This window comes from Streptomyces abikoensis (genome assembly GCF_014648775.1).
GTDB classification, from domain to species: Bacteria; Actinomycetota; Actinomycetes; order Streptomycetales; family Streptomycetaceae; genus Streptomyces; species Streptomyces abikoensis.
This window is the reverse complement of sequence record NZ_BMRT01000001.1, coordinates 684,944-700,161: the sequence shown is the minus strand read 5'-3', so window position 1 is coordinate 700,161 and position 15,218 is coordinate 684,944. Positions and strand designations below refer to the sequence as shown.

General features: G+C 74.8%; 10 protein-coding genes and 1 riboswitch. Of the genes, 5 read left to right on the top strand and 5 right to left on the bottom strand.

Going from position 1 to position 15,218, the window contains the following annotated elements; all coding sequences use genetic code 11:
• Window positions 1-55: 55 nt before the first annotated feature.
• The 3 genes from IE096_RS03020 to IE096_RS03010 are packed head-to-tail and all read right to left on the bottom strand — an operon-like array spanning window position 56 to window position 3,662.
• A complete protein-coding gene (locus IE096_RS03020; RefSeq protein ID WP_229819877.1) occupies window positions 56-1,618 on the bottom strand; it encodes a precorrin-2 C(20)-methyltransferase in 1,563 nt (520 codons plus the stop codon).
• Window positions 1,615-2,268, bottom strand: coding sequence for a precorrin-8X methylmutase (locus IE096_RS03015; protein WP_189448071.1), 654 nt, complete (start codon window positions 2,266-2,268; stop codon window positions 1,615-1,617). Before IE096_RS03015 ends, IE096_RS03020 begins: the two co-directional genes overlap by 4 nt.
• Window positions 2,269-2,315: 47 nt before the next feature.
• Window positions 2,316-3,662 carry a ferredoxin-like domain-containing protein gene (locus IE096_RS03010; RefSeq protein ID WP_229819876.1) on the bottom strand — a complete coding sequence of 449 codons (1,347 nt, stop codon included), beginning with the start codon at window positions 3,660-3,662 and terminating at the stop codon, window positions 2,316-2,318.
• A 92-nt stretch (window positions 3,663-3,754) separates the two neighbouring features.
• Window positions 3,755-3,886: riboswitch (cobalamin riboswitch) on the top strand.
• Window positions 3,887-3,919: 33 nt separating this feature from the next.
• On the opposite strand from IE096_RS03010, the gene cobN reads away from it, so the two are divergent.
• Window positions 3,920-7,579 carry a cobaltochelatase subunit CobN gene (gene cobN / locus IE096_RS03005; RefSeq protein ID WP_189448067.1) on the top strand — a complete coding sequence of 1,220 codons (3,660 nt, stop codon included), beginning with the start codon at window positions 3,920-3,922 and terminating at the stop codon, window positions 7,577-7,579.
• Window positions 7,580-7,647: 68 nt separating this feature from the next.
• Here the strand turns inward: cobN and rox are convergent, their stop codons facing one another.
• The gene (rox, locus tag IE096_RS03000; protein WP_189448065.1) at window positions 7,648-9,078 is read right to left on the bottom strand and encodes a rifampin monooxygenase; all 1,431 of its coding nucleotides are present in this window, start codon (window positions 9,076-9,078) and stop codon (window positions 7,648-7,650) included.
• Window positions 9,079-9,269: 191 nt separating this feature from the next.
• Here rox and IE096_RS02995 point away from each other — a divergent pair, with 191 nt between their 5' ends.
• Both IE096_RS02995 and IE096_RS02990 read left to right on the top strand, forming a co-directional pair.
• A complete protein-coding gene (locus tag IE096_RS02995) occupies window positions 9,270-10,523 on the top strand; it encodes a VWA domain-containing protein (protein ID WP_189448063.1) in 1,254 nt (417 codons plus the stop codon).
• Window positions 10,523-11,236: a hypothetical protein gene (locus IE096_RS02990; protein ID WP_189448061.1), complete on the top strand. Its 714-nt coding sequence runs from the start codon at window positions 10,523-10,525 to the stop codon at window positions 11,234-11,236. The genes IE096_RS02995 and IE096_RS02990 overlap by 1 nt, the downstream gene beginning before the upstream one ends.
• Before the next feature lie 158 nt (window positions 11,237-11,394).
• Here the strand turns inward: IE096_RS02990 and IE096_RS02985 are convergent, their stop codons facing one another.
• On the bottom strand, window positions 11,395-12,375 hold the full coding sequence (locus tag IE096_RS02985) for a trypsin-like serine peptidase (protein ID WP_229819875.1): 981 nt from the start codon (window positions 12,373-12,375) through the stop codon (window positions 11,395-11,397).
• Window positions 12,376-12,632: 257 nt separating this feature from the next.
• On the opposite strand from IE096_RS02985, the gene IE096_RS02980 reads away from it, so the two are divergent.
• Together IE096_RS02980 and IE096_RS02975 are read left to right on the top strand one after the other, a co-directional pair.
• On the top strand, window positions 12,633-13,019 hold the full coding sequence (locus IE096_RS02980) for a hypothetical protein (protein WP_189448059.1): 387 nt from the start codon (window positions 12,633-12,635) through the stop codon (window positions 13,017-13,019).
• Window positions 13,009-15,129, top strand: coding sequence for a hypothetical protein (locus IE096_RS02975; protein ID WP_229819874.1), 2,121 nt, complete (start codon window positions 13,009-13,011; stop codon window positions 15,127-15,129). The genes IE096_RS02980 and IE096_RS02975 overlap by 11 nt, the downstream gene beginning before the upstream one ends.
• The last annotated feature ends 89 nt before the right edge of the window (window positions 15,130-15,218 follow it).

The following is a 15,218-nucleotide window of genomic DNA, read 5'->3' as shown; positions in this document are numbered from 1 at the left end:
GGGCGGAGCCCCTGGAGGAAACGGTGAAAGGGCGGGACCGGGGCCCCTCCACGCGTCAGCGCTCCGGGTAGCGCCTCGGCGTCCAGACGATCCGCTCCGCGCCGTCCGCGCCCCGCCGCGCGGTACGCGTCTGCGTGGAGCCGACGATCAGGAGCGTGCGCATGTCGACCTCGGCGGGGTCCAGTTCGCCGAGGCGGACGACGCGCACGGACTCCTCCGGACCGCCCACGTCACGGGCCATGACCACCGGGGTTTCCGGAGCGCGGTGCTCCAGCAGCACGTCGCGCGCCTTGCCGACCTGCCACAGGCGGCTGCGGGAGCCGGGGTTGTACAGGGCCAGCACCAGATCGGCCGCGGCCGCCGCGCGCAACCGCTCGGCGATGACCTCCCACGGCTTGAGCCGGTCGGAGAGGGAGACGACGGCGTAGTCGTGGCCCAGCGGGGCGCCCGCCCGGGCGGCCGCCGCGTGGGCGGCGGTCATCCCGGGGACCACCCGCACCGGGACCTCGCGGTAGGGGTCCTCGGCGGCGACCTCCAGCACGGCGGAGGCCATCGCGAACACGCCCGGGTCGCCCGAGGACACCACCGCGACGCGGCGGCCCTGCCGGGCCAGGTCGAGGGCGAACTCGGCGCGCTCCGACTCCACCTTGTTGTCCGAGGCGTGCCGGCACTGCCCCGGCCGCACGGGCACCCGGTCCACGTACGTGGTGTAGCCGACGACGTCCTGTGCCGCCGCCAGCGCCCCCCGCGCCTCCGGCGTCAGCCACAACGGCCCCGCCGGACCGAGGCCGACGACCACGACCTCGCCCACGACCTCGCCCCGGCCCGTCTCCTCCGGACGGTCCGGGAGGGCCGCCACCCGGCTCGGCAGCACGGCCAGCGAGAAGTACGGCACCGACTCCGGGTCGACGTCCGCCACCCGGCCCGTGCGCTCCCCGGCCATCGTCGCGCGCTCGACGTACCGCGCCTCCGCCAGCCGCCCGGAGCGCTCCAGCGCCCCCCGCACCGTGGGGAACGTCCGGCCGAGCTTCATCACCACGGCGGAGTCGGCCTGGGCCAGCCGCGCGGTCAGCTCCTCCTCGGGCAGCGTGCCCGGCAGGATCGTCAGCGTCTCCTCGCCCTCCACCAGCGGGCGGCCCAGCCGGGCCGACGCCGCGCTGAACGACGTCACCCCCGGCACGACCTCCGTCGGATAGCGGTGCGCCAGCCGCTTGTGCATGTGCTGGTACGAGCTGTAGAAGAACGGGTCGCCCTCGGCGAGGACCGCCACCACGCGCCCGGCGTCCAGATGCGCGGCGAGCCGGGCCGCGGCCTCCTCGTAGAACTCCTCCAGCGCGCCCCGGTAGCCGCCGGGGTGGTCGGTGGTCTCCGTCGTCACCGGATAGACCAGCGCTTCCTCGATCTGGCCGGGGCGCAGATGGCGTTCCGCGATGGAACGCGCGATGCTGCGCCCGTGCCGGGCGCTGTGGTAGGCGACGACGTCCGCCGACGCGATGACCTCGACGGCCCGGACGGTCAGCAGCGAGGGGTCGCCGGGCCCCAGCCCCACCCCGTACAGCCGGCCGGTGGGCGTGGGCGCCGACGGGGGTACCGGCGTGGGCACGGTCTTCTCGTTCACTCTTCCTCGCTCGCTATCGCGTTGATCGCGGCCGCGGCCATGGCGCTGCCGCCGCGCCGGCCCCGCACCACCAGATACTCCAGCCCCAGCGGGCTCTCGGCCAGCGCGTCCTTCGACTCCGCCGCGCCGATGAAGCCGACCGGGATGCCCAGCACGGCGGCCGGGCGCGGCGCGCCCTCCTGAATCATCTCCAGGAGGCGGAACAGCGCCGTGGGGGCGTTGCCCACCGCGACCACCGCGCCCCCCATCCTGTCGCGCCACAGCTCCAGCGCCGCCGCGCTGCGGGTCGTGCCCATGCGCCGCGCCAGCTCCGGCACGGCGGGGTCGGCGAGGGTGCACACCACCTCGTTGTCCGCGGGCAGCCGCTTGCGGGTGACGCCGCTGGCGACCATGTTCGCGTCGCACAGGATCGGCGCGCCCGCCAGCAGCGCCTCACGGGCCCGGGCCACGACCCCCGGCGAGTACGCGAGGTCCTGGACCAGGTCGGTCATGCCGCAGGCATGGATCATGCGGACCGCGACCCGGCTGACGTCGGGCGGCAGCCCGCCGAGGTCCGCCTCGGCGCGGATGGTGGCGAAGGACTGGCGGTAGATGGACGCGCCGTCCTTGTCGTAGTCGAACACTGTGCCCTCGCTCGCTGGGTGATGCATGTCGCTGGGTTCTGCTCTGCGTTGGGTCGGCCGCCGCCGCGGTGCGCTCAGCCGCGCGGGCCGTCGGTCGGCGTCGTCGTGGTCGGCGTCGTCGTGGGGGACGGGTTTCGTGCCGCCGTCACGGCCTCCGCCCTTCCTGCCGGGGCGGTCACGGCGACCGTCGCCTCTTCCGCCCCGTGCCGCACGGCGACCCGGTAGCCGTCGCCGGTCGCCAGGACGTCGACCCACCGGCCGCCGGGGTGGCCGCAGCGCCGCTCGCACCCGGACCAGTACACGGGCAGCGTCCCGGGCCCGCCAGGGCGCGCGGCCGCCAGGGAGGCGGCCGCGTCGGCCCGTACATCCGCGAGGGACTTGACGCACCCCGGCCGGCCGGTGCAGGCGCCCGCGCCGTGCCAGGGGGAGGAGGCGGAGACGACCAGGCCCGCGTCCCCGAGTCCGGCGAGGCGCGCGGCGGCCACCGGGGCGGTGAGCCCCGGGACGACGACGCCGCGCCAGGGCGTCACCCGGAGTTCGCCGTCGCCGTCCTGACCGGCCGTCCGGGCGAGGAGCCGCCACTGGGCGGAGGTCAGCCGGCCCAGGGGCGCGGCCACCGATAGGGCCCACCGCCCCCCGGGACCCTGAACCGCTCCGGGGGCGGCCGGGGCACCGAGGGGGAGCGTGGCGCTCGGCACGGGCGCGGAGCCGATGCCGGCCGCCGCCAGCCGGTCCGCGAGCCGCTCCGGGCGCGGCCGCAGCGCGGGGGCCAGTTCGCGGACCCGCCATGCCTTGCCGCCGTTCTCGCGCAGCGCCGCGAGGAACTCACGGGCCGCCAGGACCGCCGCGCGCGGCGCGTCCTCGGCGGCGACGCGCAGGGCGTCGGGGCCGGGGCCGAAGCACAGGAGTGCCTGGTGGCCGCCCTCGGTTGCGATCAATGTCACATCGGGCGCGAGGGCGGCGATGTCGCCCCGGCCGTCGTCGAGTCCGAAGAGGAAACGGCCCGAGAGGTCCGTGAGGTCGTCCGACGAGCAGAGCAGGCCGTCGAGTTCCCGCACCCAGGGCCGAATGTCCGTGAAGCCCTTTCCGTCCAGGCCGGACAGGGGGGAAGCCGCGACGTTCCGGATGCGGTCGTGCCGGTCCGAGGGCAGCAGCCCGGCCTCGCGCAGCCGGGCGCCCAACGCGGCGCCGCAACCGTCGGGAAGGGCGCGCAGCTGGACGTTGCCACGGGAGGTGAGGTCGAGGCGGCCGTCGGACAAGTCGTCGGCGAGGTCGGCGAGTACGTCGGCCTGACGTGCTGTCAGGAGCCCGCCGGGCAGGCGCACGCGGGCCAGCGCCCCGTCATCCGCCGTGTGCAGCCGCAGCGCGCCGGGGCAGGCGTCACCGCGCTCGCGACCAGGGCGTTCGGGGGGAGTGGACATGGCGGCGAGCATACCGACGGGGGACGAAATCAGCCCCTCCGGCGTTTGAGGAGCGGGGGTCCGGGGGCAGAGCCCCCGGAAGGAACGTCCTGGCTACTATGACTCTCGCCAGCGACGGCGACAGGGGAGGAAGCCGGTGTGATCCCGGCACGGTCCCGCCACTGTGTGCCCGGCAGCGCGAGCGCGCCGCCGCGGTGAGTCAGGAACTCCCGCCGTCCTCCCACCGCCCGGGGCGCGGACCCCGAGGAAGGCATGCCGTGATCCTGCTCCTGTCGACGTCCGACACCGACCTGCTCAGCGCCCGAGCGGCCGGCGGCCCGGTCCCCTACCGGCTCGCCAACCCCGCCCGGCTCGCCCTCGACGACCTCCCGGACCTGCTGGACGGCACCGACCTCGTCGTCGTGCGCCTCCTCGGCGGGCTGCGCGCCTGGGAGGAGGGGCTCGACCAGTTGCTGGCCGGCCCGCGCCCCGTCGTCGTCCTCACCGGCGAACAGGCCCCCGACGCCCAGCTGATGGAGGCGTCCACCGTCCCCGTCGGCATCGCCGCCGAGGCCCACGCCTACCTCGCCCACGGCGGCCCCGCCAACCTCGAACAGCTGGCCCGCTTCCTCTCCGACACCGTGCTGCTCACCGGCCACGGCTTCGAGCCGCCGGCCGCCGCCCCCGCGTGGGGCGCGCTGGAGCGCACGCCCGAGCCCGGCGCGTCCGGCCCGCTCGTCGCCGTGCTCTACTACCGCGCCCACCACATGAGCGGCAACACGGCCTTCGTCGAGGCCCTGTGCGAGCAGATCGAGCGGGCCGGCGGCCGCGCCCTGCCCCTGTACGTGGCCTCGCTGCGCGCCCCCGAGCCCGAGCTGATCGACGCCCTGCGCGACGCCGACGCGATCGTCACCACCGTCCTCGCCGCCGGCGGCACCCGGCCCGCCGACGCCTCCGCCGGAGGCGACGACGAGTCCTGGGACGCCGGCGCGCTCGCCGCCCTCGACGTGCCCATCCTCCAGGCCCTCTGCCTGACCGGCACCCGGGCGGCCTGGGCGGAGAACGACGAGGGGCTCTCCCCGCTCGACTCCGCCACCCAGGTCGCCGTGCCCGAGTTCGACGGCCGCATCATCACCGTCCCCTTCTCCTTCAAGGAGATCGACGCGGACGGCCTGCCCGCCTACGTCCCCGACCCCGAGCGCGCCGCCCGCGTCGCCGGCATCGCCGTGCGCCACGCCCGCCTCCGCCACATCCCCGCCGCCGAGAAGCGGCTGGCCCTCGTCCTCTCCGCGTACCCCACCAAGCACTCCCGCATCGGCAACGCCGTCGGCCTCGACACCCCCGCCAGCGCCGTCGCCCTGCTGCGCCGGCTGCGCGAGGAGGGCTACGACTTCGGCGACGAGGAGGTCCCCGGCCTGGCGTCCGGCGACGGCGACGAGCTCATCTACGCCCTCATCGAGGCGGGCGGCCACGACCAGGACTGGCTGACGGAGGAGCAGCTGGCCCGCAACCCCGTCCGCATCCCGGCCGCCGACTACAAGCGCTGGTACGAGCAGCTCCCCGCCGAGCTGCGCGAGGCCGTCGAGGAGCACTGGGGCCCGGCGCCCGGCGAGATGTTCGTCGACCGCAGCCGCAATCCCGAGGGCGACATCGTCCTCGCCGCCCTGCGCCGCGGCAACCTGCTGATCCTCATCCAGCCGCCGCGCGGCTTCGGCGAGAACCCCATCGCCATCTACCACGACCCCGACCTGCCGCCCTCGCACCACTACCTCGCCGCCTACCGCTGGATCGCCGCCTCCCGGGAGGACGGCGGCTTCGGCGCCGACGCGATGGTCCACCTGGGCAAGCACGGCAACCTGGAGTGGCTGCCCGGCAAGAACGCCGGCCTGTCCGCCGCCTGCGGCCCCGACGCGGCCCTCGGCGACCTGCCGCTGGTCTACCCGTTCCTCGTCAACGACCCCGGCGAGGGCACCCAGGCCAAGCGCCGCGCCCACGCCACGCTCGTCGACCACCTCGTGCCGCCCATGGCCCGCGCCGACTCCTACGGCGACATCGCGCGCCTGGAGCAGCTCCTCGACGAGTACGCGCAGATCTCCTCGATGGACCCGGCCAAGCTCCCCGCGATCCGCGCCCAGATCTGGACGCTCATCCAGGCCGCCCGGCTCGACCACGACCTGGGCATGGAGGAGCGCCCGGACGACGACGGCTTCGACGACTTCCTCCTGCACGTCGACGGCTGGCTCTGCGAGGTGAAGGACGCCCAGATCCGCGACGGCCTCCACGTGCTGGGCGGCGCGCCCACGGGTGAGGCGCGGGTCAACCTCGTCCTGTCGATCCTGCGCGCCCGCCAGATCTGGGGCGGCACGACGGCCCTGCCGGGCCTGCGCGAAGCCCTGGGCCTGGACGAGTCGGCGGCGACCCGCACGACGGCCGACGAGGCGGAGGCGGAAGCCCGCGCGCTGGTGGAGGCGATGGAGGCGGCAGCCTGGGACCCGGCGGCGGTACGTACCGTTGTGGGCAATCGTCCCGCAGGGCGGGACGGGTGGGCACAACCCACGGTGCCGGGCACCGCCCCCGTACAGGCCGACCCCGTGGCCGCCGTCCTCGACTTCGCGGCCCGCGAGGTCGTCCCGCGCCTGGCCGGCACCACGGCCGAACTCGACAACGCCGTCAAGGCATTGGCGGGCGGCTTCGTCCCGGCAGGGCCGTCGGGCTCACCCCTCCGCGGCCTCGTCAACGTCCTCCCCACCGGCCGCAACTTCTACTCCGTCGACCCCAAGGCCGTCCCCAGCCGCCTCGCCTGGGAGACCGGCCAGGCCCTCGCCGACTCCCTCCTGGAGCGCTACCGCACGGACAACAGCGACTGGCCGGAGTCCGTGGGCCTGTCCCTGTGGGGCACGAGCGCGATGCGCACGGCGGGCGACGACGTGGCCGAGGCGCTGGCGCTGCTGGGCGTCCGCCCGGTCTGGGACGAGGCGTCGCGCCGCGTCACGGGCCTGGAGCCCATCCCGCTGGACGAGCTGGGCCGCCCCCGCGTCGACGTCACCCTCCGCATCAGCGGCTTCTTCCGCGACGCGTTCCCCCACGTCATCGGCCTGCTGGACGACGCCGTGCGGCTCGCCGCCGGCCTCGACGAGCCGCACGACCGGAACTTCGTCCGCGCCCACGCCCAGGCCGACCTCGCCGTCCACGGTGACGAACGCCGCGCCACCACCCGGATCTTCGGCTCCCGCCCGGGCACGTACGGCGCGGGCCTGCTCCAGCTCATCGACAGCCGCGACTGGCGCACCGACGCGGACCTGGCCGAGGTCTACACGGTCTGGGGCGGCTACGCCTACGGCCGGGGACTGGAGGGCCGCCCGGCCCGCGAGGAGATGGAGACGGCCTACAAGCGCATCGCGGTCGCGGCGAAGAACACCGACACCCGCGAGCACGACATCGCCGACTCCGACGACTACTTCCAGTACCACGGCGGCATGGTCGCCACGGTGAAGGCCCTCAAGGGCACCGCCCCCGCCGCGTACATCGGCGACTCCACCCGCCCCGAGACGATCCGCACCCGCACCCTCGTCGAGGAGACGTCCCGCGTCTTCCGCGCCCGGGTGGTCAACCCCCGCTGGATCGAGGCGATGCGCCGCCACGGCTACAAGGGCGCCTTCGAACTCGCCGCCACCGTCGACTACCTCTTCGGCTACGACGCCACCACGGGCGTCGTCCCCGACTGGATGTACGACAAGCTGGCCCGGACGTACGCCCTGGACCCGGAGAACCGCGCCTTCCTGGAGGAGGCCAATCCCTGGGCGCTCCACGGCATCGCCGAGCGGCTCCTGGAGGCCGAGAGCCGCGGCATGTGGGCCAAGCCGGACGCGGAGACGCTGGAGGCGCTGCGGCAGCTGTTCCTGGAGACGGAAGGGAACCTGGAGGGCGGCGACGACTGAGCCGGCGGGCCGGACAGGCCGGTTCCGGCCCGGAGCACCCGGTCCGGAACCGCGCGCCAACCGTGCGCTCAGCCGACGGGCGCGCCGAACCACGTGGGCAGGTGGGCGAGCAGGTCGTCCTGGTCGTCACCGGCCCACGCCACGTGGCCGTCCGGCCGCAGCAGCACGGCGGGCGCGTCCAGTTCCTCGCTGACGTCGACGACGTGGTCGACCCGGTCCGCCCAGCCCGCCACCGAGAGCCGGCCGGTCTGGTCGAGCAGCAGGCCGCGGCCGCCGCGCGTCAGCTCGTACAGGCGGCCGTTCTTCAGGCGCACGTCCCGCATCCGCTTGCCGAGCAGCTCGTGGCCCTCGCCGAAGTCGTAGCGGACACCGACCGCGGTGATCTTCTCGATCAGGTACCGGTTCACCTCCTCGAAGTCCATCAGCTCCGACACCAGCCGCCGCACGGACCGGGGGCCCGCGTCGGTGGACATCAGCAGCATCTGCGCGCGGGTGTTGTCCAGCACGTCGGCGCCCACCGGGTGGCGTTCGGCGTGGTAGGTGTCCAGCAGCCCCTCGGGGGCCCAGCCGGCCACCTCGGCGGCCAGCTTCCAGCCGAGGTTGAACGCGTCCTGGACGCCGAGGTTGAGGCCCTGCCCGCCGGTCGGCGGGTGGATGTGCGCGGCGTCGCCGGCCAGCAGCACCCGGCCCGCGCGGTAGCGCTCGGCCTGCCGGGTGGCGTCGCCGAACCGGGAGAGCCAGCGCGGCGAGTGCACCCCGAAGTCGGTCCCGGCGATCGCCCGCAGCTGCCGCTGGAACTCCTCCAGGGTCGGCGGGACCGTCCGGTCCTCGGCCACCCCCTCGGCGGGCACGATGACGCGGAACGTCCCGTCCCCCAGCGGCATGGCGCCGAACCGCTGCTGGGTCTTGCGGACTTCGGCCATCACGGCCGTCAGCTCCTCCATCGGCGCGGTCAGCTCCATCTCGCCTATCAGCGTCTCCACCCTGCTGGGCTCGCCGGGGAAGGCGATGCCGGCGAGCTTGCGGACCGCGCTGCGGCCCCCGTCGCAGCCGACGAGGTAACGGGAGCGCAGCCGCGTGCGGTCCGCCAGTTCGACCGTCACCCCGTCGTCGCCCTGGCTCAGCCCGACGAGCTCGCACCCGCGCCGGATCTCGGCGCCGGCCGCGGTGGCGTGCTCCTCCAGCAGGCGGTCGGTGACGGTCTGCGGGATGCCCAGGACGTACGGATGCGCGGTGTCCATCCCCGTCGGCCACGGCTTGCCGATGCCGGCGAAGAAGCCGCCGACCCCTTCGTACTTCGTGCCGTTCGCGAGGAACGTCTCCAGCAGGCCCCGCTGGTCCATCACCTCGATGCTGCGCACGTGGAGGCCCATCGCCCGGACCATCGCGGCGGGCCGCGGCTCCTTCTCCAGCACGACCACGCGCACGCCGTGCAGCCGCAGCTCACTCGCCAGCATCAGGCCGGTCGGTCCGCTGCCCACAACGATCACGTCGATCATCACACATCTCATTTCCGCAGATCCTGGCTTCGCCGGGTGATTGTGCGGTATGACCGGGGCCTTGCGGCAAGGCCCCCGGTGCGCTATATGTTGAGCATGGCGAGGAATGGTTGCGTTCCTCGCCTTTGTCATGCGCCGGGTGCGCCGGTACGCCGGCGACGGCCCCTCGGCGGGGCACTAGGATCCTTTGGATGATCATCAGAAAACGGCTGGCGGCCGGGGCCTGCGCCCTGCTCGCCGCCCTGGCCCTGGGCGTCACACCGGCGAACGCCGCCGACGGGCCCTCGAAGGATTCCCCGAAGGTCGAGCTGGTCCTCGACGTCAGCGGTTCGATGCGCGCGACGGACATCGACGGGCAGTCGCGCATGACGGCCGCCAAGGAGGCGTTCAACGAGGTCATCGACGGGACGCCGGAGAGCGTCCGGCTCGGCATCCGCACGCTCGGCGCCTCCTACGCCGGTGAGGACAAGACGCTCGGCTGCCGCGACAGCCAGCAGCTGTACCGTGTCGGCAAGGTGGACAGAGCGGACGCCAAGGAGGCCGTGTCCAAGCTCCAGCCCACCGGCTGGACGCCCATCGGACTCGCCCTGCGCGGCGCCGACCAGGACCTGGGGACGGACGGCGGATCGCGCCGGATCGTGCTCATCACCGACGGCGAGGACTCCTGCGGCCTGCCCGACCCCTGTGACGTGGCGCGCGAACTCGCCGCCAAGGGCACGCACCTGACCATCGACACCCTCGGTCTCGCCTCGGACGACAAGACCCGCGAGCAGCTCAGCTGCATCGCCGAGGCCACCGGTGGCACGTACACCACCGTGCACCACCGCAAGGAGCTCTCCGGCCGCATCAAGCAGCTCGTCAAGCGGGCCGACACCCCCGTCGAGACGCCCAAGGCCGTCTCGGGCACCGAGGAGTGCCGGACCGCGCCCGAGATCGGCGCCGGCATCTGGACCGACCGCGAGACCTTCGCCCAGCACCGCGTCTACAAGGTCAAGGTCAAGCCCGGCCAGGAACTGCGCGTCGCGGCCAGCGTGGGCGCCGACCGCCCCGTCGACCGGGACTACGGCGTGCTCGTCCGCGCGATGGGCGAGAACGGGCAGGAGCTCGTGCGCGGCAGCGACGCGGGCAGCGGCCGCACCGACGTGATGGCCTCCGGACTGCGCTACCCCGTCGCCGAGGACGACAACGACAAGGCGCCGCGGACCGTCTGCCTGGAGGTCTCCAACTCCTTCTCCGCGCCCGCCTCCGTCAAGCGCGACCCCGGACTGCCGGTGGAACTGGCCGTCGACGTGGTCAAGGGGCCCGACGACCCCTCCGACCTGGCCGCCTTCGGCCTCGGCCGGGGCTGGGTGCTGCTCCTCGTCCTGGGCCTGACCGGACTGCTCGCCGGCCTGCTGTTCGGCTGGCTGGCCCGCTGGCGCATCGCCGTGTGGAGGGAGAACTGATGCGGAAGAAACGCATGTTGAGCGCCGTCCTGCTCGCGGGAGCGGCCCTGCTCGCCCCGGCCGGGACGGCCGTCGCCGACGACACCCCCAGTGAGGCCGGCACCGCCTTCCGCACCGCCGTCGCCATCGAACAGGGGCAGAAGGCCACGGCCAACGGCTCCACGGGCGACTACCTGTACTGGCAGTTCCCGGCGGGCGCCGGGCAGCGGCCCACGGTGAAGGCCACCGTCACCCTGCCCGACACGGCCAACCGGACCGGCGCCGCCACCTGGCGGCTCGACGTCTACGACGGACTGCGCCGCCGCCAGGCCTGCACCGCCGGGGAGCAGGCCGCGACGGCGGGCCAACAGGCCGCCACCGTGGCCCTGACCTGCACGCTGCGCACGGTCCGGCCCTGGTCCGAGCGCTGGTCCAACGACCCGCTGCCGGGCGCGTACTACGTGCGGCTCACCGTCACCGACGCGCCCGACCGCGACCTCGGACTTCCGGTGAAGGCCGAGGTCGAGGCCACGTCCGAGGACATGGGCGGCGCCCACGCCGAGGGCGGCTCGCTCGGCAAGCCGCTGCACGCGACGGCCCTCGCCGAGCCCGACGGCGGCTGGAACGGCAGCTGGTGGTCCGGCCGTTGGGGCTGGACGATCGGCGGCGCCGCACTCTGCGCCCTGGCGGCCATAGGCGGCTACACCCTGACCCGCCACCCCCGACGACGGTAACCAGGGCCCCGTAAGGGGCGCGGGGAACGCGCACGACAGCGCCCCGTAAGGGGCGCGGGGAACTGCGCGATCAGCCCCCACCGGCCCGCAGTGGACCGGATCGCAATTCCGGGGGTGCCCTCGGACGTCCAGGACGTCCGAGGGCACCCCCGTCCTCGTCAGCGCCCGCCGCCAGGCTCGGCCGGCGCCGCCCCCTCGACCGCGTCAGCGAACAGGTCGACCAGATCGTCGCCGAAGTACGAGCTGTAGGAGATGTCGGGGGTGTCACCACCGGTGTGATAGCCGCCGATGACGCCGATCACGTCGTACCCGTCGTCGTCGCGCACCAGGAACGGCCCGCCCGACGTGCCGCCGACGTACCCCGCGCAGGCGATCTCCAGGAAGTCGCCGGGAGCGGCCGGATCCGTACTGGTGTAACGGTGTGTGGAGGACGTGCAGTCGAGCGGCTTGGGGTAGACGGCGTCGCTGCTGCCCGGGTAGCCGATCAGCCGGACCACGTCGTGCGCGTACCCCGGCCGGACGCCCAGGCCGAAGCCGCCGACGGCCCGCTGGACGGGAGTCCCGTCGGCCCGGTCGCCCAGCCGCACCACCGCGTAGTCCCAGCGCGCCCCGCCGTCCGTGCCCAGGTCGTAGTAGCGCTGGTCGAGGTAGATGTCCTCGACGGGGAAGACGCCGTGCGGCTTGAGGCCGTCGTGGTACTGCGGCACGAACGAGAACTGCTTCTTCGGGTCCGGCGAGCGCAGGCAGTGGGCGGCGCTGATCACGAGATCGCGGTGCGGGCTGCGGACGACCGTCCCGCCGCAGAACCGGCCGGTGTTGTGCCCGTCGGTCCAGAAGAACGTCCCCACCTGCGGCAGTCCATCGAAGGGGTGACTGGGCGGCACGGGCCCGGCGACACCGGCCGGGGTGCCCGCCCGTCTGCCGCCGTCCACGGCCGGGACGGCCGCCCGCATCCGCGCGGGCGTCCAGTAGGCGTCGGCCGCCGCGGCCGCCGCGCGGTGCCCGGCGGGCCGGGCACCCGCCGCCAGTGCCGGGCCCGGCAGGGCGACGGACGCCGCCACCGCCATCAGGCCGGACAGCAGCGCCACGACCCCGCGGCGTATGGCGAACGGTCTGGATCCGGATCCGGGTCTGTCCATGAGCGGTTCCTCCCTGATGCGCGTAAGGCACGAAGGGCACGTACGAGGTGAGCGTGTCATCGTCCTACGGCGGGGGCGCGAGGGGTGAGTCGCCGACGCGACAGGATTCACCGGGACGCCGGACACACGCCGGACAGACGCCGGGCAGTGAACCCGGACACGTCGGGCACGACTGTCGGAGGGTGGCGGTAGCCTGTCGCGGACGGGCGGACGTCCGGTCCGCCCGCTCACGAGGGGCACGAGGGGGGAGTCGACTCATGGTCGATCCGGTGTCGTTGGGGGCGATCACGAGCGCGGTCACGGCCGCGGCGGGATCCGTCGGTACGGAAGCGGGACGGCAGGCCTGGGGCTCGCTGGTGGGAATGGTCCGGCGGGCGTTCGGCAGGGGCCGGGCCGGCGAGGACGAGGAGGGCGCGGTGGCCCTGCCGGTCGACCCCCGGGACGAGCAGCAGGTCCAGTCGCTGGCAGCGCTGATCTTCGGGCGCGTCTATCAGGACGCCGCCTTCGCCGAGGAGTTCCGGCAGTGGGCCGAGGAGGCCCGGTCGGCGACGCTGTCCGTGGACAACAGCACGGTCAACAACACCTTCTCGGGGGGCCACGCCACCAACCTCTACCAGGGCAGGGACTTCACCATTGGCCGGTGAGCCGACGGCGGGCGGGGCGACGGCGGGTGACACCAGCAATCACTTCGCGGGGCGGGCCGAGACGGTCGTCCAGGCCCGGAAGGTGACGTACCACCACCATCACGCGCCCGAGCCGCCGCCCGTCACCGTCCCGCACCAAGTGCCGCCGAGCACACCCCGGTTCGTCAACCGGGTCGACGAGCTGGCCGACATGGACGGCTGGCTGGACCCGGACGCGGGCGGGCCGCCCCGCATCGCCGTGCTCAGCGGGCTGCCCGGCGTCGGCAAGAGCACCACCGCCCGGCGCTGGGCCGAGACCGCGCGCGGCCGCTACCCCGGCGGCGAGCTCTACGTCGACTTCGCCGAACTGCGCGGCCCCACGGGCGGCGGCGCCGACGTCTCCACCGGGCTCGCCCGCTGCCTGCGCGCCCTCGGCGTCGAGGACCGCTACCTCCCCGCCACCCTCGGCGAACTCGCCGGGCTCTACCGCAGCCGCACCGCCGAACAGGGCGTCCTGGTCGTCCTGGACGACGTCACCCACCCCGCCCACGTCAGCGCGCTCCTCCCGGCCGCGCCCGGCAGCGCCGTGCTCGCCACCAGCGGCCGCCGCCTCGGTGAACTGGTCCTCGACGGCGCCCGCCTGCTGCCCCTCGACCCCCTGGACGCCGACAGCGGCAGCAGACTCCTCGCCGAGCTCTGCGGCCCGGCGCGGATCGCCGCCGAACCCGAGGCGGCCGCCCGGCTCGTCGAGGGCTGCGGCGGCCTGCCCGTCGCCCTCCACCTCGCCGCCGCCCGGCTGCTGACCCACCGCCGCCTCACCGTGGCGGCCCTCGCCGCCGAACTGGAGGCGGAGAGCGGCGGCCTCGCGGCCCTCTCCCTGGACCCCGCGAACGGCATGTCCGCGCTCCTCGGCATCGCCTGCCGCGACCTGCCCGCCGACGCGCTGCGTCTCTACCGCCGCCTCGGCCTGCTCCCCGGCCGCGGCTTCGACGCGGAGACCGCCGCCGCGGCCGACGGCACCGACCCCGCCACCGCGCGGCGGCTCCTCGACGTTCTCGACGCCGCCAGCCTCCTGGAGGACGCCGTGCGCGACCGCCACCGGCTGCACGACCTCGTCCGGCGGCACGCCCGCGACCGCGCCGAGTCCGACGAACCCGTCGCCGAACGGGAAGCGGCCCTCGGCCGGATCGTCGACCACTACACCGTCCGCGCCGCCTTCGCCGACCGGGCCGTCATGGGGAACCGGCTGCGCATCACCGACCACGACGAGCTCCTCACCGGCCACGAGGACCCCTTCGCCGGGCCCGGCGCGCGCGACACCGCCCTCGACTGGCTGGAGGCCGAACGCGCCGACGCCCTCGCCGTACTGCGGGCCGCCGCCGCCCACGGCCTCGACCGCCGCGCCTGGCAGCTCGCCGAGTCCCTCACGGCCCTCTACCTCCACCACCGGCACCTCGCCGACTGGATCGAGTCCGGCACCCTCGGCGCCGCGGCCGCCGCCCGCACCGGCGACCGGGCCGCCGAGGCCCGCCTGCGCAGCCTCCTCTCCCGCCCCCTCATGGACACCGGCGACCACGACCGGGCCCGCGAGGAACTCGAAACCGCCACCGTCCTCGCCGACGCCTCCGGCCACCCCGTCCTGCGTGCGTCCGTACGCGAGTTCTCCGGCCGCTACTGGGACCGCTACGACCCGGCCCGCGCCGTACGGGTCTACGAGGACTCCCTGGCCCTCAACGTCGCGGCGGACGAGCCGCGCGGAGCCGCGTTGGCGCGCTTCTTCATGGGCGGGGCGCTCATCGCCTCCGGCGACCGAGAGGCCGGTCTCGCCGCCCTGACGGAGTCGTACGAGGCGCTGAGCGCGCTCGGCGACGTACGCATGGCGGGCCGGGCGCTCGCGGCGCTGGCCCGCCACACGGAGAGCGCGGAGGCGCTGGAGCGGGCGGCGGAGATGCTGGAGAAGACGCGGGCGGGGCATTACGAGGCGGAGGTGAGGGAGGAACTGGCGGGCCTGCTGGAACGGTCCGGGGACGCGGAGGCAGCGCGGGGTCACCTGTCGCGGGCGGTGGAGCTGCTCGCGGCCGGGGGCAGCCCACGGGCGGGGGAGCTGCGGGAGCGGCTGTCGGGCCTTTAGCCGGTTGTTCGGGCTGGATCGGCGGTGCCGGCCCCACCGACCGGGCCCGGGCACGAGATCTGCTCGGCCCCCTCGTTCTGGTGTCCTGC